This is a genomic window from Cryptosporangium japonicum (genome assembly GCF_039524755.1).
In the GTDB taxonomy this organism is placed as follows: domain Bacteria; phylum Actinomycetota; class Actinomycetes; order Mycobacteriales; family Cryptosporangiaceae; genus Cryptosporangium; species Cryptosporangium japonicum.
This window is the reverse complement of sequence record NZ_BAAAGX010000029.1, coordinates 1-17,213: the sequence shown is the minus strand read 5'-3', so window position 1 is coordinate 17,213 and position 17,213 is coordinate 1. Positions and strand designations below refer to the sequence as shown.

Annotated in this window: 16 protein-coding genes; 9 read left to right on the top strand and 7 right to left on the bottom strand. The window is 72.6% G+C overall.

Features of this window, described 5'->3' with window-relative positions; all coding sequences use genetic code 11:
* Window positions 1–112 precede the first annotated feature (112 nt).
* Complete coding sequence (locus ABD437_RS33315; RefSeq protein WP_344652941.1) at window positions 113–2,482, top strand: AAA family ATPase; 2,370 nt, start codon at window positions 113–115, stop codon at window positions 2,480–2,482.
* 37 nt (window positions 2,483–2,519) lie between these two features.
* Entirely contained in the window at window positions 2,520–4,265 is a 1,746-nt protein-coding gene (locus ABD437_RS33310; RefSeq protein ID WP_344652940.1) for a sensor histidine kinase, read from the top strand.
* Window positions 4,266–4,272: 7 nt separating this feature from the next.
* On the opposite strand, the gene ABD437_RS33305 is transcribed toward ABD437_RS33310, so the two are convergent.
* On the bottom strand, window positions 4,273–4,569 hold the full coding sequence (locus ABD437_RS33305; RefSeq protein WP_344652939.1) for a DUF3263 domain-containing protein: 297 nt from the start codon (window positions 4,567–4,569) through the stop codon (window positions 4,273–4,275).
* Window positions 4,570–4,753: 184 nt separating this feature from the next.
* Here ABD437_RS33305 and nagA point away from each other — a divergent pair, with 184 nt between their 5' ends.
* Both nagA and ABD437_RS33295 read left to right on the top strand, forming a co-directional pair.
* Window positions 4,754–5,899, top strand: coding sequence for an N-acetylglucosamine-6-phosphate deacetylase (gene nagA, locus ABD437_RS33300; protein ID WP_344652938.1), 1,146 nt, complete (start codon window positions 4,754–4,756; stop codon window positions 5,897–5,899).
* Between the two features lie 9 nt (window positions 5,900–5,908).
* Window positions 5,909–6,874, top strand: coding sequence for a Gfo/Idh/MocA family protein (locus ABD437_RS33295; RefSeq protein ID WP_344652937.1), 966 nt, complete (start codon window positions 5,909–5,911; stop codon window positions 6,872–6,874).
* Here the strand turns inward: ABD437_RS33295 and ABD437_RS33290 are convergent.
* Window positions 6,864–7,640: an NAD-dependent epimerase/dehydratase family protein gene (locus ABD437_RS33290; RefSeq protein WP_344652936.1), complete on the bottom strand. Its 777-nt coding sequence runs from the start codon at window positions 7,638–7,640 to the stop codon at window positions 6,864–6,866. The two genes, ABD437_RS33295 and ABD437_RS33290, sit on opposite strands and share 11 nt — an antisense overlap.
* Before the next feature lie 41 nt (window positions 7,641–7,681).
* Here ABD437_RS33290 and ABD437_RS33285 point away from each other — a divergent pair, with 41 nt between their 5' ends.
* From ABD437_RS33285 to ABD437_RS33270, 4 genes are all read left to right on the top strand, one after another.
* Window positions 7,682–8,203: a YbaK/EbsC family protein gene (locus ABD437_RS33285; protein ID WP_344652935.1), complete on the top strand. Its 522-nt coding sequence runs from the start codon at window positions 7,682–7,684 to the stop codon at window positions 8,201–8,203.
* Complete coding sequence (locus ABD437_RS33280) at window positions 8,200–9,180, top strand: S66 peptidase family protein (RefSeq protein ID WP_344652934.1); 981 nt, start codon at window positions 8,200–8,202, stop codon at window positions 9,178–9,180. The genes ABD437_RS33285 and ABD437_RS33280 overlap by 4 nt, the downstream gene beginning before the upstream one ends.
* 108 nt (window positions 9,181–9,288) lie before the next feature.
* Window positions 9,289–11,331 (top strand): GGDEF domain-containing protein, encoded by a 2,043-nt coding sequence (locus tag ABD437_RS33275; protein ID WP_344652933.1) that lies wholly within the window; start codon window positions 9,289–9,291, stop codon window positions 11,329–11,331.
* A gap of 12 nt (window positions 11,332–11,343) precedes the next feature.
* Window positions 11,344–11,805, top strand: coding sequence for a pyridoxamine 5'-phosphate oxidase family protein (locus tag ABD437_RS33270; RefSeq protein WP_344652932.1), 462 nt, complete (start codon window positions 11,344–11,346; stop codon window positions 11,803–11,805).
* 11 nt (window positions 11,806–11,816) lie between these two features.
* Here ABD437_RS33270 and ABD437_RS33265 read toward each other — a convergent pair whose 3' ends face one another.
* From ABD437_RS33265 to ABD437_RS33245, 5 genes are all read right to left on the bottom strand, one after another.
* Window positions 11,817–12,212, bottom strand: a complete 396-nt coding sequence (locus ABD437_RS33265) for a hypothetical protein (protein WP_344652931.1) — start codon at window positions 12,210–12,212, stop codon at window positions 11,817–11,819.
* A 360-nt stretch (window positions 12,213–12,572) separates the two neighbouring features.
* The gene (locus tag ABD437_RS33260; RefSeq protein ID WP_425558299.1) at window positions 12,573–13,703 is read right to left on the bottom strand and encodes an MBL fold metallo-hydrolase; all 1,131 of its coding nucleotides are present in this window, start codon (window positions 13,701–13,703) and stop codon (window positions 12,573–12,575) included.
* Window positions 13,704–13,789: 86 nt separating this feature from the next.
* Window positions 13,790–14,218 carry a hypothetical protein gene (locus tag ABD437_RS33255; RefSeq protein ID WP_344652930.1) on the bottom strand — a complete coding sequence of 143 codons (429 nt, stop codon included), beginning with the start codon at window positions 14,216–14,218 and terminating at the stop codon, window positions 13,790–13,792.
* A gap of 10 nt (window positions 14,219–14,228) precedes the next feature.
* Window positions 14,229–15,113 carry an alpha/beta fold hydrolase gene (locus ABD437_RS33250; protein ID WP_344652929.1) on the bottom strand — a complete coding sequence of 295 codons (885 nt, stop codon included), beginning with the start codon at window positions 15,111–15,113 and terminating at the stop codon, window positions 14,229–14,231.
* A 59-nt stretch (window positions 15,114–15,172) separates the two neighbouring features.
* Window positions 15,173–15,673: a GNAT family N-acetyltransferase gene (locus tag ABD437_RS33245; protein WP_344652928.1), complete on the bottom strand. Its 501-nt coding sequence runs from the start codon at window positions 15,671–15,673 to the stop codon at window positions 15,173–15,175.
* Between the two features lie 387 nt (window positions 15,674–16,060).
* Here ABD437_RS33245 and ABD437_RS33240 point away from each other — a divergent pair, with 387 nt between their 5' ends.
* On the top strand, window positions 16,061–17,116 hold the full coding sequence (locus tag ABD437_RS33240) for a chitinase (RefSeq protein WP_344652927.1): 1,056 nt from the start codon (window positions 16,061–16,063) through the stop codon (window positions 17,114–17,116).
* Window positions 17,117–17,213 lie beyond the last annotated feature (97 nt).

Genomic DNA, 17,213 nt, shown 5'->3' with positions numbered 1-17,213 from the left:
TGTCCCCCGAAGCAGTTTCCACAGCCACACAGTAGGTCCGCGTTCCGGATAGCCGCCTTCTTCCTCAGCCCCGACTCAGCGGTTCGTTTGCCAGACGACGCAGACTTAGAAGGTGACTTCTGAAGCTCCCTCCCTGACCTTGACCGCGAGCCTGCGGTCAGCTGTGCTCGACGCGCGGCGCGGGGTGGTGCGGCTCCATCCGGAAGTGCTCGCCGCCCTCGACCTCAACCCGGGTGATCCGGTGCTGCTGCGCAGCGCGGAGCGCACGTCGGCCGGCATCGCGGCGGTCGGCGACGCGGCGCGCGGGCTGCTGCTCGCCGACGACCTGACGATGGGCAACCTGCGGATCCGGGACGGCGCGCCGGTCGACGTCAGCGCCGCGCCGATCCAGGCGGCACGCACGATCACGGTGTCCGGCGACGCCACCGTGGTGGCCGCCGTCTCGCCGGAGATGCTCCGGCTGGCGTTGCTGAGCAAGGTGGTCACCAGCGGGGACGACGTGTCGCTGCTGCCGCAGGACCTCGACCCGGCGCACCCGCACCGGCCGCTGGTCGAGAGCGCGCGGCGCAGCCTGTCCAACGCGGTCGGCAGCGGCTGGACCGCGGCGCTGCTCACGGTCGTCACCGCCGAGCCGGAGACGGCCGCGCTGATCACACCGGACACGATCGTCACCTGGTCCGAGTCGTCCGGTGGTGGGGTCTGGGGCTCCCGCGGCGCCACCGGCGTCCGGGTCGGCGGACCCACCGCGTCTCCGCGCGCGACCGGCACCCCGGGTTTCGCCGGGACGTTCTCGCCCGGCGTGTCGGGCGCGGCGGGCGCCGCCGCTCCCGCCGCCGCCAAGGCGCGCTCGCGGGACGTCGACAACAGCATGGAGCAGGTGTTCGCCGAGCCCGGAGCGGCGACCGACGAGGAACCGCGGCCGGCGGAGGACCTGATCGGTCTGAAGACGCAGGCCGCCCACCTGACCGAGCTGTTCGACCTCGCGTTCCACCACGGCGAGGTCCTGGAGCGCCTCGGGACCACCGTGCAGCTCGGCGTCCTGGTCACCGGGCCGCCCGGGGCCGGGAAGTCGACGCTCGTGCGGTCGGTCGCGCAGGCCACCGGCGCCACCGTGCTCCGGATCTGGTGCCCGGGACTGGCCGCGGTGGCCCCGGACGCCGCCGCCAACGTGCTGCGCCAGGCCGCCACCCGGGCCGAGCAGCAGCAGCCGACGGTGCTGCTGCTCAACGACGTCGAGGCGCTCGCGCCGCGCACCGACCCGCCGCCGATCGCCACCGTGCTCGTCCAGCTGATCGCCCGGTTGGTCGGCGACGGCAAGACGGCCGTGGTGTGCACCACCAGCCGCCCCGAGGACGTCGACGCCGGCCTGCGTCGCCCCGGCGTGCTCGACCACGAGCTCCGGGTACCGATGCCCGACGCGACCGAACGCCGTGACCTGCTGGCGCTGTTCACACGCAACCTGCCGGTCGCCGACGACGTCTCGCTCGACGACGTGGCCGCACGCACGCCCGGGTTCGTCGCCGCCGACCTGGGGACGCTCGTGCGTGAAGCGGGCGTCCGCGCGGCGATGCGCCAGCGGGACGCCGAGACCCCGGAGATCGCCAAGGCCGACCTGGACGCCGCCGCCCAGTCGGTGCGGCCCACGTCGATGGCCGAATCCACGCTCGAAGTGGCCTCGCTGAGCCTCGACGACGTCGGGGACATGAAAGAGGTCAAGGAGGCGCTGACCGAGTCGGTGCTCTGGCCGCTGCGGTACCCGGACACGTTCACCCGGCTGGGCGTCGACCCGCCGCGCGGGGTGCTGCTCTACGGCCCCCCGGGGTGCGGCAAGACCTTCCTGGTGCGGGCGCTCGCCGGCACCGGGCAGGCGAACGTGCTCGCGGTGAAGGGCGCCGAGCTGCTCACCAAGTGGGTCGGTGAGAGCGAACGGTCGGTGCGCGAGCTGTTCCGGCGCGCGCGCGAAGCCGCGCCGACGCTGGTGTTCCTCGACGAGGTGGACGCGCTGGCCCCGGTGCGCGGACAGTCCACCGACGGCGGCACCACCGACCGGGTGGTGGCCGCGCTGCTCACCGAGCTCGACGGCGTCGAAGGGCTGCGCAACGTCGTGGTGGTCGGCGCGACGAACCGGCCCGACATGGTCGACCCCGCGCTGCTGCGCCCCGGGCGCCTGGAGCGGCTGGTGTTCGTGCCGCCGCCGGACGCCGACGCGCGCGCCGACATCCTGCGGGCCGCGTCGCGCAAGGTGCCGCTCTCGACCGACATCGAGCTGGCCGACGTCGCCAAGGAACTCGACGGGTTCTCGTCCGCGGACTGCGCGGCGCTGGTGCGCGAGGCCGCCCTCGCCGCGATGCGCGAGTCGATGGACACCGCCGAGGTCACCGCCGCCCACCTGGAGACCGCGCGGGGCCGGGTGCGCCCGTCGCTCGACCCGGTGCAGGTCGCGCACCTGGCCGCGTACGCGGAGCACCGGGAAGCGCGGTAGCGAGAAGTATCATGCGGCACGGACGATCGGAGGCACCGTGTCTATGCGCGCTGTCCTACCGGTTCCGGGACACACCGGTCGGGCCGCCCTGGTGGGGGCGGGCGTCGGCCTGCTCACGTTCCTGTGCGGGGTGCCCTACTGGCGTGAACACCTGACCTCGGCCGCCGTCGCGCTACCGGCCGCCGGTGTGTTCGGAGCGGCCGGCGGGCTGCTGCTCGGCACCGGTGACAGCCGTCAGCGCAGCGGTCAGTTACTGCTGGTCGGGGCGGTGTTCGGGGCCTTCGCCTGGACCGCGATCTGGGACAGCGGGATCTGGCCGACGTTCGCGTTCTACGCCGAGGGCATCGGCCTGACCGTCTCCGGCGCCGCCGTGCTGGCCTATCCGGCCGGCCGCCTCGTCGACCGGGCCGACCGCTACTGGGTGTACGCCGCGATCGGCGTGCTGATCGTCGGTGAGCTCGTCGTCGAGCTGGTGTCCCGTCCCGAGTGGAACGACCTGTCCCCCGACGTGTTCTGGCCGACGCTGGTGCCCAACCGCGCGTTGTTCGACGCCGCGATCACCGCGGTGATCGGCCTGCAGGTCGTCCTGGCGGGGTGGTACCTCGTCCTGCTCGTCCGCCGCGGTCGCCGGCTCTCCACCACCGAACGCCCGGCCGCGATCCCGGTGCTGATCGGCACCGGAATCGCCGCCGCCGCGATCGCGTCCACCGCGAGCACCCGGACGTTCACCGACCTGGAGGCGCTGCTCTCGCTCTACGTCGTGCAGAACACGATCTCCGCCGTGCTCGCGCTGGCGGTGCTCTCCGGGGCACTGCGTGAACGCTGGCGCGAAGTGGACGCGCCGCACCGGGTGATCCGGATGACCTCGTCGACGACGTCGGTGGCCACCGTGCGTGACGCGCTCGCGGCGGCGCTGCGTGACCCGCGGCTGCGCCTGTTGTTCTGGGTGCCGACCGAACGCAGCTACGTCGACCGGCGCGGCCACCTGGTGCTCCACCCGTCCGCGACGACCGGGCGGTGGCTGGCCGAGGCGCGAATGGACGATCGGCAGCCGTTGGCCCTGGTGGAGCTGGACGACGCGCTGCGGCTGCGCCGAGGCATGGTCGACGCCGTGCTGCGCGCCGGTTCGCAGGCGCTGCTCACCGCGCAACTGCAGGCCATGGCCACCACCCAGCTCGAACAGGTGCTGGCCGCGCAGGCGCGGGTGGAGGAGCGGGAGACCGCGGAACGGCAGCGGCTGGAGAAGGACCTGCGTGACGGGGCCCAGCAGCGGTTGGCCGCGCTCGCCGAGCAGCTGCGCCGACTCGACGCGCTCGGGGAGCCGGCCCGCTCGGTGGTGGCGTCCTGTCACGACGAGGTGGTGGGCACCATCGAGGACCTGGAGGCGCTGGCCCGTGGTCTGCACCCCACCGTGCTGCGCACCGACGGCCTCGGCGCCGCGCTGGACGAGGTGGCGGGCCGGCTCGGACTGGCCGTCCAGCTGGCGGTCGACGCCGGGCGCAAGCCACCGGCCGTGGAGGCCACCGCGTACTTCGCGCTCTGCGAGGGACTGACGAACGTGGCCAAGTACGCGCCCGAAGCCCGGGTGCGGATCGAGGTGACCGAGGCCGACGGATGGCTGCACGGCGTCGTCGCCGATGACGGGCCGGGTGGGGCCAGAGTGGTTCCGGGTGGCGGACTGGCGGGCATCGACGACCGCATCCGCGCTCTGCACGGCCGGACCCTCGTCGAGAGCGAGGCCGGAGCCGGAACCCGGCTGCGGGTGAGCCTGCCCTGCGGCTAGCGCGGAACTAGAGCCGGACGCCGAGGCGGCGGGCCGAGCGCTGCCGCTGGCGGGCGGCACGCACCCGACGCAGACGCTTGACCAGCATCGGGTCGTGCACGAGCGCCTCGTGCCGATCGATGAGCGCGTTCAGCAGCTGGTAGTAGCGCGTGGCCGAAAGCGAGAACTCGTCGCGAATGGCCTGTTCCTTGGCCCCGGCGTGCTGCCACCACTGCCGTTCGAAGGCCAGGATCGCGAGCTCTCGCTCGTTCAATCCGGACTCTTGACGCTCGGTCAGCACCGATTCCTCCGGCACGTGGTCCATGGACTCTTCGTCTCCTCGGCGCGTCGCGTCGCCAACAGCGGCAGCGACCCCACTCTAGCCACCGATGCGCCCCCGGACGGGGCGGTGTGCACAGTCTGACGTGAGCTCCGATCACCCGGTCGGCCACAATTGGCCGAAGGTACGATGACCAACGGTCACGATTGCGGTCTGGCGGAGGAGCGGCATGACAGTGCTGTCCGACGCCACACTGGTCCTTCCGGTCGGCGTCGTCCAGGGCGGCTGGGTGGCGGTGTCGGCCGGTGAGATCACCGCGGTCGGCGGTCCGGAGCGCTCCCGCCCCCGCGATCCCGACGTCGTCGACCTGGGTGGACGGTGGATCGTCCCCGGCTTCGTCGACCTGCACGTCCACGGTGGCGGCGGGCAGGACTACGGCGGCGCCCGGCCCGACACCGCCGGCGCGATCACCGCGCTGCACCGCGCCCACGGCACCACGACGTCGCTGGCCAGCCTCACCACGGCCCCGCTGGACGAGATGGTGCGGTCCGCCGCGGCCCTCGCCGACCTGGTCGACGCCGGCACGCTCACCGGCATCCACGCCGAAGGGCCGTTCCTCTCCCCCGCGCACGCCGGCGAACAGGACCCGGCCGCGATGCTCGGCCCCGACCCGGACGCATTGGACCGGCTGGTGCGCGCCGGCCGCGGGCACCTGCGTGTCCTGACGCTCGCCCCCGAGCTGCCCGGCGCACTGGAGCTGGTGAAGCGCGCGGTCGAGCAGGGCGTCCAGGTCGCGATCGGCCACACCGGCGCGAGCTACGAGCGGACGCTCGCCGCGATCGAGGCCGGTGCGTCGCTGGCCACCCACCTGTTCCACGCCCAGCCCGGCCCCACCCAGCGCGAGCCCGGCGCGGTGGGCGCGCTGCTCGAACACCCCGACGTGACCGTGCAGCTGATCGCCGACGGCGTCCACCTGCACGACGCGTTGCTCTCGATGGTGTTCCGGCTCTGCGGGGCCGAGCGGGTCGCGCTGGTCACCGACGCGATGGCCGCCGCGGGCGCCGGCGACGGCCGCTACCGGCTCGGCGGCCGCGAGGTCGAGGTGCGCGGCGGCGTGGCGCTGGTCGAGGGCACCGGAGCGATCGCCGGCAGCACGCTCACCCAGGACGCCGCGCTGCGCCGCACTGTCGACGCCGGGGTGCCGGTCGCCGAGGCGGTCACCGCGCTGACGTCGACGCCGGCCCGCGCGCTCGGGCTCGGCCACCGCATCGGCGCGCTCGTGCCCGGCTTCACCGCCGACCTGCTCGTGCTCGGCCCCGGCCTGGAGATCGACGGCGTGATGGTCTCCGGCGCCTGGCACCGAGCACCCCGTTAACCTGGCGATATGAGCAAGCTGCGCTGGGGAATTCTGGGGACCGGGGGCATCGCCCGCACGTTCACGTCGGACCTGCTGACGCTGCCCGACCACGAGGTCGTCGCGGTCGGGTCCCGGGCCACCGGCACCGCCGAGGCGTTCGCCGCCGAGCACGGCATCCCTCGGGCCCACGGTTCCTACCAGGCGCTCGCCGACGACGCCGGGGTCGACGTCATCTACGTGGCCACGCCGCACTCCGGCCACGCGGCGGCCGCGCTGACCTGCATCGCCGCCGGGCGTCACGTCCTGGTGGAGAAGCCGTTCGCCCTCGACGCCGACGAGGCGACGAAGGTCGTCGCGGCGGCCCGCGCCGCCGGCGTGTTCGCCATGGAAGCGATGTGGACCCGGTTCAACCCGGCGATCGCGCTGCTGCGCGAGCTGGTCGACGACGGCGCGATCGGCGAGCTCGTGTCCGTGCAGGCCGACTTCGGCTTCGCCGCGGCCTACGACCCGAAGGGCCGGCTGTGGGCGCCGGAGCTCGGTGGCGGCGCCCTGCTCGACCTGGGCGTCTACCCGGTCTCGCTGGCCTCGATGCTGCTCGGCGAGCCCTCGACCGTGCTGGCCACCGCGGGCAAGGCCGCGACCGGCGTCGACGCCAACACCGGCATCCTGCTCGGCTACGAGTCGGGCGCGGTCGCGGTGCTGCACTGCTCGCTGCGCGGCGACACCCCCACCCGGGCCGAGATCACCGGCACCCGCGGTCGCATCGAGCTCGCACCGCTGTTCTTCCGCGCGACCGAGCTGACGCTGCACCACCGGGACGCCGAGCCCCGGCACGAGACGTTCACGCTCCCCGGCAACGGCTACACGTTCCAGGCCGAGGAGGTGGCGCGCCGCATCCGCGCCGGGCACACCGAGTCCGACCTGATGACGCTCGACGAGACGCTGTCGATCGCGCGGACGCTCGACCGCGTCCGCGCGTCGTTCACTGCTTGACGCCCAGCGGGGCCGTGGTGAACGGGCCGCCGACGAGGTCGGTGGGGTCGCCGGTGACCTCGGCCGCGAAGACCTCGGCGTCGTCCTGCGGGTGGTAGCCGATCGCCTCGCCCTCGGCGAGTGACCACCAGCGCCTGGTGTTCGCCGAGACGCCCCACACCTGGGTGAGGACCGGCGAGGGAGTGCTCAGCGACGCCTCGACGAGCCGGGCCGCGTCGTCGAGCGAGAGCCAGGTGTCCAGCGCCCGGGTGTTCGAGGGCTTGGCCCGGCAGGTGCCGATGCGCAGCGAGACGACGTCGATGCCGAAGCGGTGGTGGTACAGCGCTCCCATCGACTCCTTCGCGGTCTTCGACCAGCCGTACCAGGTGTCGGGAGCGAACGGGGTGTCGGCGGGGAGCGGCCCGGCGCCCTTCCGCGCGAAGCCGACCGCGTGGTTGGAGCTGGCCAGCACCACCCGGGGCACCCCGTGCGTGCGCGCGCCCTCGAAGACGTTCCGGGTGCCTTCGACGTTGACGGCCAGGATGTCGGCGAACGGTGCTTCGCCGGCGAGCCCGGCCAGGTGCACGATCGCGTCCACACCCTCGCAGGCGGCGACGACCGAGTCGGCGTCGGTGATCGAGGTACGCACCGTCTCCTCGCCGGGCGCCGCGTCGCCGAGCGGAGCCACGTCGAGCAGCCGCAGGGTCCGCCCCGGCCGGCCCATCCGGGTGCGCAGCGCCGTGCCGATCAGCCCGGCCGCACCGGTCACCAGCACTACTCCGGCCATGGGGTTCCTCTCGCCGAACGCTTTCGTGGTTGGGTTGCAGCATGCCTGAGACGCTTACCTGGCTACCCGCGGCCGACCACCTCGAACTGCTGGCGCCGCCGGTCGCGGCCGCCGTGAAACCGCTCGGTGACGTCCGGGTGGCGGCGATCGACCCTACCGACGCCGACACCGAGGCGTTCTGCGCCCGGTACGGCGAGCCGCTGGAGGAGTCGGCCAACTGCGTGGTCGTCGCCGGTAAGCGCGGTGGCGTGGTGAAGTACGCGGCCTGCCTGGTGCTGGCCACGACCAGGGCCGACATCAACGGGCTCGTGCGCAGGCACCTCGACGTCCGCAAAGTGTCCTTCGCGCCGCTGGACGAGGTGGTCGAGGTCACCGGGATGGCCTACGGCGGCGTGACCCCGCTCGGCCTGCCGTCGGACTGGCCGGTGCTCGTCGACGCGGCGGTGGCCGCCGGGAGCAGCCTGGTGATCGGCAGCGGTCGGCGCGAATCCAAGCTGCGGGTGTCCGGCGCCACGCTGGCCGGGCTGGAAACCGCGGAAGTGCTGGAAGGACTCGGCCGATGACCACGGTCCCGCGCAAGCTGACGGCCGGCGACCAGCTCCGGGTGGTCGCGCCGTCGTCGTCGCTCCAGCTCATCTCCGACGCCACCCGCGGCGCCGCGATCGACCGGCTGACGTCGGAGTTCGGAGTGCGGGTCACGTTCGGCGCCCACGTGGACGAGACCGGGCCGCTCGGCACCGGGCCGGTCGCCGGTCGGGTCGCCGACCTGCACGAGGCGTTCGCGGACCCGGACGTCGCCGGGATCCTGACGGTGATCGGCGGCTACCACGTCAACCAGCTGCTGCCCCACCTGGACTACGAGCTGATCCGCGCGAACCCGAAGGTGCTCTGCGGGTTCTCCGACATCAGCGCGCTGCAGTGCGCGCTGCTGGCGCGGTCGAACCTGGTCACGTACTCGGGGCCGCACTTCTCGACGTTCGGGATGCGCGACCACAACGAGGCCACGATCGAGGCGTTCCGGAGCGCGGTGTTCGGCGAGGCCCCGGTGGGGTGGGTTCCGGCCGAGGTCTGGACCGACGACGAGTGGTACCGGCTGGCCGAGCGGGAGGCACCCGCGCGCAACGAGGGCTGGTGGGTGCTGCAGCCCGGCACCGCCAACGGCCCACTCGTCGGTGGCAACCTGAGCACTGTCGCCCTCCTGCAGGGCACTCCGTACTGGCCCGAGGTCGACGGGGCGATCCTCGTCGTCGAGGACGACTTCGAATCGAGCGTCCACGACTTCGCGCGTCGCCTCACGTCGCTCCTGCAGACCGGCATCGCGGTGCGCGGCCTGGTCGTCGGGCGGTTCCTGCGGCGGACCGGGATGACGCAGGAGGTGCTCCGGCACGTCGTCACCACCGCTCCGCAGCTGGCCGGCGTGCCGGTGCTGGCGAACGTCGACGTGGGCCACACCAACCCGCTCTACACGTTCCCGGTCGGCGGCTCCTGCTACCTGGCCGCCGAGCCCGGCGCGGTGGAGATCGTGCTCACCCGCCACTGACGCGCAACCGGGAGACGCCCCGGGAACACTCGTGCGGGCACGGCGACACGCCGATGGGGATCTCGACCGGGCAACCGCCCGCCGAGTTCGGGGGATGGGTGAGTCGCGATGGACAAGTTCGCCGCGGAACGCGAGGGGTTGAGCCACGACCCCGTCGAGACCAGCCCCGGCGTCGCCGTGATGCGGCTGATCCGCGGGGACCGCGTCGTCCGTCTCGCGGCCATCGGCGGCCTGTACTGGCTCGTCGCCTACGCGGTGTTCAACTGGGTGGCTCGGGACGAGCACTCGCCGCTGCGCACGGTCGCCAACGCGCTGTTCCTGGTGCCGATCGCGGTGGCCGCGATCGCCGCGGCCACCGCCGCCCGGCGTCGGGCCAAGGAGAGCCGCACGGGGCGGGCGTGGATCGCGTTCGCGGTCTCGTTCGCGTTCTGGCTCGCCGGTGAGGCGATCTGGCTCGGTTACCCCGACATCTCGTACCCGTCGGTCTCCGACGCCATCTTCCTGGCCCAGTTCCTGGTCGTGCTCCCCGGCTTCTTCATGGCGTTCGGGCAGGGCCACCGCTCCCGCCGGGGCCGGGCGCTGTTCGACGTCGCCCTGGTGCTCGTCGGTCTCGGCGCGCTCGGCTGGCGCCTGCTGGCCGCGCCGCAGCTCACCGACACCGCCGGCCTCTCGCTCGTGGTCACCGCCGCGTACCCGCTCGCCGACATCCTGGTGCTGGTCTGCCTGCTGACGCTGGGTCTCTCCGGCCACCGCCGGCTGCCGGTCTCGGTGCGCCTGGCCGGCTGGGCGTACCTGGTCTACGCGGTCACCGACTGCCTCTACATGTACGGCCGGATCCACCAGACCTACGACGACGGCAGCTGGCTCGACAACGGCTACCAGCTCGCGGCCGTGCTGCTCGCGCTCGGTGGCGTGGTCGCCGCCCGGCACCGGGAGCCCGACGCCGTCCGCCTCGCGGTCGGCCGCGACCTCACGGTCGTCCCGCTGCTGGCCGCCGGCACCGCCGCCTCGGTGGGCCTGACGCTGGAGTTCGCCGAGCACGGCGGGAACTACGCCGCGCTGGTCGTCGGCCTGGTGGTGGTCGCCGGGCTGATGGTGCGGCAGTACCTGGTCACCCGCGACCGCACCGACCTGGCTCGGCAGCTCGCCTCCGCGCTGCGCGAGCAGGAGCGGCTCGCGGTGACCGACCCGCTCACCGGCCTGCACAACCGCCGGTTCTTCGACGACACGATGCGCACCGAGGTGGCGCGGGCCCGCCGGACCGGGCGTCCGCTCGCCCTGGTCGTGCTCGACCTGGACCACTTCAAGAAGATCAACGACGAGCGCGGGCACCACGCCGGTGACCTGACGCTGATGCAGGCCGCGGCCCGGCTGCAGGCCGTCACGCGGGGAGGCGACGTCGTCGCGCGGTTCGGCGGCGAGGAGTTCGTCTGGCTGCTGCCGGACACCGACGAGACCGGTGCGGCGATCCTGGCCGAACGGCTCCGGGCGGCGCTCTGCTCCGAGCCGGTGGAGGTGTCCGAGACCTGCCTGGTGCCGGTCACCGGTTCGCTGGGCGTCGCGTCCGCGAGCGGCCTGGTCGACGACGAGGCGCTGATGCGTGACGCCGACCGCGCGATGTACCACGCGAAGGCGACCGGTCGGAACCGCGTGGTGCGTGCCTCGACCATCGCCGAGGCGCCGCTCGAGCCCGCCCCGGGCACCCCCGCTCGTACGGTCCGCCCGACCGACGGGTTCGACGGCTCCGGCGTGGTCGCGGAACTGTGCGCCCAGGTGGCGGACCGGGTCGGACTGGACGAGTTCCAGCTCCGTCTGGTGGTGGCGGCCGGTCGCGTGGCGGCTCTGCGCTCGCCGGCGCTGTCACGCACCGACCGCACCGCGCTGCACCCCACGTCGGACACGACCGACCCCGAGATGCTCGCGCTGATCGAGGCGCTCGACGCCCCCGGCTGCCACCCGGCCAGCTCGCGGATCATCTCGGCCTGCCTGACCTGGGCCGAGAGCCGCGTCCGCGAGGTGCCGCCGGCCTCCCGGGCCGACGACCGGACGATCGGCTTCGACGAGGCCGTCGTCGACGAGCTGGTGGCGACCGTGCGGGCCGACATCGTGACGGCGCTCGAAACCCTGCCGGAAACTGTCAGGGTTCGTTAGCAGACTGCCGTCATGGCGACTTGGGAGCAGTTCTCCGCCGAGGCACCGGACCTGGCGGAGAAGATCAAAGCGCGGTTCACCGCGACGAAGCACCACGTGTTGGCGACACTGCGCGCCGACGGATCACCGCGGGTCAGCGGCACGGAGATCGACTTCTACGGCCCCGATCTGACGCTCGGCTCGATGTGGCAGGCACGCAAGGCGCTCGATCTGCGCCGGGACGGCCGGCTCGCGCTGCACGCCAACCCGGGTGACGGGACGATGGACGGCGGCGACGCCAAGATCAGTGGCGTCGCCGCCGAGGTCGTCGATACGAAGGCGTACCTCGACGAGCGGAAGCCGCCGGAGCCGTTCCACCTGTTCCGCGTCGACCTCCTCGACGCCGTCCTCACGTCGGTCGATCACGAGCGCAACGTGATGGTCGTCGAACTCTGGCGGCCCGGTCGGCCCGTCCAGCGCACTGAACGGGCCTAGGACCTCCCCCGCTACTCCGCGGTCGGGGACGCCCAGACCGTGCGCCACTCCGAACACGTGTCCCGCCAGGGCGCCTGGCGGTCGCGGCAGACCCGCCAGAGCACCCGGTGCGGCGGCTCGCCGCCCGCGGTCGGCGCGTAGCCGGCCACCGAGATCGTGCGGCCGGCACCCTCGCGGTGGTAGATCGAGCGGACCCCACCGCTCGTCGTCCGCCAGCCGACGTAGACCGAGTCGCCGTCGCGGCTCAGGTCGGTGACACCACAGATGATCCGCACCAGGTTCGCCCCCACCGCGGCCGCGACGCAGTCCGCGGCCGCGCCGTCGGTGGTGCTGCCGGTCGCCGTCCGCGGAGCGGCGGCCAGCGGAAAACCGACGACGATCGTGGCCAGCACCACCACGCCGGCCACGATCGCGGCGCGTCCCCCGAGGCGCCGCGAGTCCGGGCGGGTCCGTCTCCGCCTCGCACGATGTAACCCCTTCGACACGATTCCTCCCCCTAGCCCCGATCCGGGTCCGTCCGGATTCAACTAGTTACGCTAAGTAGTGGAGTTAGGTGGCGCAGCCCCGCCTGCTCCCCCATCCGGTCAGCTGTGACCCCATCCCCTCAGTCGGACGGCCACCGAACGGTGGCCGCGGCCGCCCCTCCGGCGGGCGGCGGGCCGCTGTGCCGCACCGCCCGGCCCCCGGTGCACGGATACAGCACCGCCCCCGCGCGGAGAGGGGAGGCGCGGGGGCGGTGCGAGTTCAGGAGCCGAGAAATCCGGTGGTCAGGCGATGGAGCGCCACCAGCCGTCGGGCTTCGGCGGCGCGTCGACGTCGATCGCTTCGCCGGGGCGCGGAACCGCGACCGTGACGCCGCACTCGTCGGCCTCGGTGAGCAACCGCTCGACCGGCTCGGACCAGTCGTGCAGCGCCAGGTTGAACGTGCCCCAGTGCACCGGAACGAGCAGACCACCGTTCACCGCGACGTGCGCGGCGACACCCTCCTCGGGCGTCATGTGAATATCCGGCCAATACGGTGCGTAGGCGCCGATCTGCACCAGCGTCAGGTCGAACGGTCCGTGGGCGGCGCCGATCGTCTCGTAGCCCTCGAAGTAACCCGAGTCGCCGGTGTAGAACACCTTGCGGTCGGTTCCGGCCACCACCCACGAGGCCCAGAGCGTGGCGTTGTCGGAACGGAGGCGGCCGGAGAAGTGGCGGGCCGCGGTGGCGGTGAAGCCGAGACCGGCGATCGTGGCGGTCTCGTCCCAGTCGAGTTCGACGATTCGCTCGGCCGGTACGCCCCACCGCTCGAGGTGGGCGCCGACGCCGAGCGGCACCAGGAACGAGGCCTCCTGCAGCCGGGTCAGCGCCCGGATGCTCGTCTCGTCGAGGTGGTCGTAGTGGTCGTGCGAGATCACCACGGCGTCGACGGGGGGCAGCGAGCCGAGGTCGAGCGGCACCGGGTGAAGGCGGCGCGGGCCGGCCAGCGACGACGGCGAGCACCGCTCGCTCCACACCGGGTCGAACAGCACGCGACGGCCCTCGATCTCGAGCAGCACGGTGGCGTGACCGAGCCAGGTGGTGCGCAGACCGGTGGCGGCCGGTTCGGTGACGCTGGGCGTGACGATCGGCACCGGCTTGCGCGGACGCCGCTGCTGACGTCCGAACAGCATCTCGCCGATCATGCCGCGACCGCCGGGCACGGCGGCCAGCGTCGACGGCTGCTCGTTCTGGAACGCGCCGTCCCGGAACCGCGGCGACTGACGCATCCGCTCCAGCCGGGCGCCGGTCGGGCGCCCACCGAGCGCGGACGGAATGTCCCGAGCGGCCCAGGCCAGCGACGCCACGACGCCGGTGACGGCTAACGCGGCGAATAACGGACCGGACCCACCGCGAGGCGCTTCATTCGATGACAAGGTGGTTCCTCCTCCGACTAACCGGTCGCACAACGAACAAGAGGGGTCACCGGGTGCCGTGATACCGGATCGCGACGTAGGTCACATCACGTCGACTTCGTGGAGCGCTGCTGCCGCCCCGCCGTCATCGTGTGCGTGCACGACACCGTGAACCCGGTGTTCTCGGCGACCAGGACACCGTCGACCTTGATGCGGCACCGCAGCTCGACCGCGGCCTTCGGGGGCGGGATCAGCGGCTTGTCCTTGACCCGCACCTCGCCCAGCAACGTCAGCCGGCTCACGTCCGGGTAGTGGAACGTGAGCTCGTTGTTCCACGACGCACCGAACGCGGTGTTCTTCTTGTCGGCCAGCGGTTCCAGCGAGTAACTGGCCTTCATGTCGACGTAGGTGGACGGGCGCACGGTCTCGAGCTCGAACGAGACGATGTGCGTCTCGGTGGACGGCACGGACCGCAGGGCCGAACAGCCGGACGTCAGTAGCAGCCCGACGACGAGCACCATCGAGAGCTGCCGCATACCGGGCAGCTTAGTGTTCGCCCACCAGCGACCCGAGCGCGCCTTTGATACCCAGTTGGACGCGTGCCGCGTTGCGGTTCGTGATGAACGCGGCTATTTCCTGCGCGACGACACGCGGGGCGAAGTAGTCGGGAGCGTAATGGTCGAGTTCCGGGCGGACGCGGAACTCGGAGTCGGCCATCAGCTCGTGCAGCCGGCGGAGTGCGGTGTTCAGGTAGTCGGCCGAACGCCCGCCGCCCAGCAGCAGGGTGGGCGAGTGGATCGCCGCGTACCGCCGCCCGTCGGAGTCCAGCCGGGCGATCTCGTCGACCTCGGCCGGGGTCGTCGCCATGATCGCCCTGGTCTCGGCACCCTCGTCGCCGTGGAGCAGCAGCTCGGCCAGCGCCCGGTAGACGATCATCGGCGCGTTGCCCAGCGGCACCATCCGGGTGCCCTTGAGGAACGTCGCCATCGCCGCGCCGTGCCGCCCGGTGGCGAGCTGGCGACGGAACTCCGGCACCCAGCCGGCGTCGAACGAACCGGAGATGCTCACCGTCGGCTCGTACACGACGAGCGCGTCGACCGGGCGCCAGAGCGCGAGGTGCAGCGCCACTAGCCCGCCGTGGCCGTGCCCGAACAGCAGGTCGGAGCCGGTCTCGCGTAACACCGCGTGGACGTCGGACGCCTCGGCTTCGATGCTGTAGAACGGCCCCTGCGGGCCGCTCTCGCCGCGCCCGCGCCGATCGATCACGTGCACCCGGTAGTCCTCGGCGAGTTCCTCGGCGAGCGCTCGGTAGTGGGTGGCCCGGCGGTTGTTGCCCGGTACGACGACGAGCCCGGGCCCCTCTCCCGTGCTGAGCACCCCGATCGCCGTACCGTCGGCCGACCGGACGGTGCTCCTGATTTCCTCGCTCATCACCGGCGCTCCCCTTCGCCTTCACCGACGCTCGAGGATCAGTGTGCGGATGCGACCTGTTAGGACGCTGATAGAGCGCTGACAGCCATCTCCAGCTCCAGGTAACTCGGGTCGGGTGGGTACCGCATGGTGCCGCCGGTCTCGGTGAAACCGAAGCGACGGTAGAACGACTTGGCCCGCTCGTTGACGTCGAGCACGAAGAGTCGTACCTGGTCGACGGTCGGCTCGGCGCGCGCCCAGCCGACGGCCGCGCCGATCACCGCCGCAGCGGCGCCCCCTCCCCGGTGCGCCGGGGTGACGTACATGCCGACGAGCATCGCCGACGCCGCCTCCTCGCGAAAAATCCCCGCCATGCCGACCAGCCGGTCGTCCGCGTCGACGGCGACGAACGTCACCCGGTCGACCGAGGCGGCCCGCTCCTGCCACGCGCTGTCCGGCAGCGCCAGCGCGTCGTCGTACTGCTCGACGAACGCCAGCGGCGAATCCTTCAGTGCCTCCAAGCGGAGCCGGCGGAGCTCCCGCCAATCCTCGGAACGGAGCCGACGCACACGATGATTCACGGCTCCATCGTTGCAGCGCCGAAACATTAGAGGTTCCTGAACGTATGGGAATCAGCTGTGATACGCGGCGTAACATGTTGTGCCATGCACCCTTCTGAGCGCGGCTGGCCGCCGAGTTCGAGGGGTGCCGCGAGCGGCCGGGCCTCGGTCGGTTGGGCGCCGGCGGGTTCGGCGCACGTGGGTTCGGCGTCCGTCGGCTCGGCGCGCGTCGGTTCGGGGCGGGTGCTGGGTTCGGCACCCGTCAGTTCGGTGCCGGTGAGTGTGGCGCCGGTCGGGTGGGGCGCGGGTGGAGGTTCGTCGCCGCAACCGTCGGGGGCGCCGATTCCGCCCGGCCGCGGCGGTCGGCACAAGCGCCCACGCAGCGCCGCTTTCCGCGTCGCCGCCACGGTGGGCGCCGTTGCCGTGCTGGTCGTCGGCACCTTCACCGCCTACCGACAGTTGACCGAACCGGGCGACGCCACCCCGGCGTCGACACCGGTCGCGGCGGCGAGCCCGTCCGCCTCGCCGCTCCCCGTACCGGAGACACCGTTCGAGCCGTACATCGACGTGGGCTACTACCCGCCGTTCGACCTGGTCGGGTCGATGAAGGCAGGGTTGTCGAGGTACATACTCGGCTTCGTCGTCGCCAAAGACGGATGTAATCCCAGCTGGGACGGCGACCTCGCGATCGACGACGACGAGGTGATCCAGCGGGTCAAGGACTTCCGGGCCGCCGGCGGCGACATCCGGATCTCGTTCGGCGGCGCGGCCGGGGACGAGCTCGCCGCCGTCTGCAGCTCCGTCCCCGCGCTGGCCGAGGCCTACCAGCGGGTCATCGACCTGTACTCGGCCACCGCCGTCGACTTCGACGTCGAGGGCAACGAACTCGGGGACACGCCGGGCCACGTCCGGCGCGGGCAGGCGATCGCCGTGCTGCAGAAGAACGCCGCGGCGGCGGGGAAGAAGCTGGACGTCTCGCTGACGCTGCCGGTGAACCCGAGCGGCTTCACCGCCAGCCCGATCCGCATCCTGACCGCGGCCGCGACGGCGAACGCACGGATCGACGCGGTGAACGTGATGGCGATGGACTACGGGCGCTGGGCAGCCCCGGAGCCCGAAGGGATGATGGGCACCTACGCCACCCAGGCGATGACGAACGCCGTCGGCACGATCCGGGACGTGTTCGGGCTCAGCGAGGCCGAAGCGTGGAAGCGCATCGCGGTGACACCGCTGATCGGCGTGAACTCACCGGCCACCGAGGTGTTCTCACTGGAGGACGCGGCCAAGGTCGGCGCGTTCGCACGGGAGAAGGGCGCCGCGTTCTTCTCGATGTGGGCGATCACGCGCGACCGGCCCTGCCCGACGGGCGTCGAGGCCGACGCCGAGTCCGACGCGTGCGCGGGCAACGCACCGAACCCGTTCGCGTTCACCAAGGCCTTCCTCGGCACCGCGGACGCCGGCTAGCGAGTGTCCTGTAAGTCATCGCAGCCAGAGCACGATCGCGGCGAGCATGAGTTCTGACTGGTAGTAGGCCATCCTTTTCGCGTAGCGGGTGGCCAGG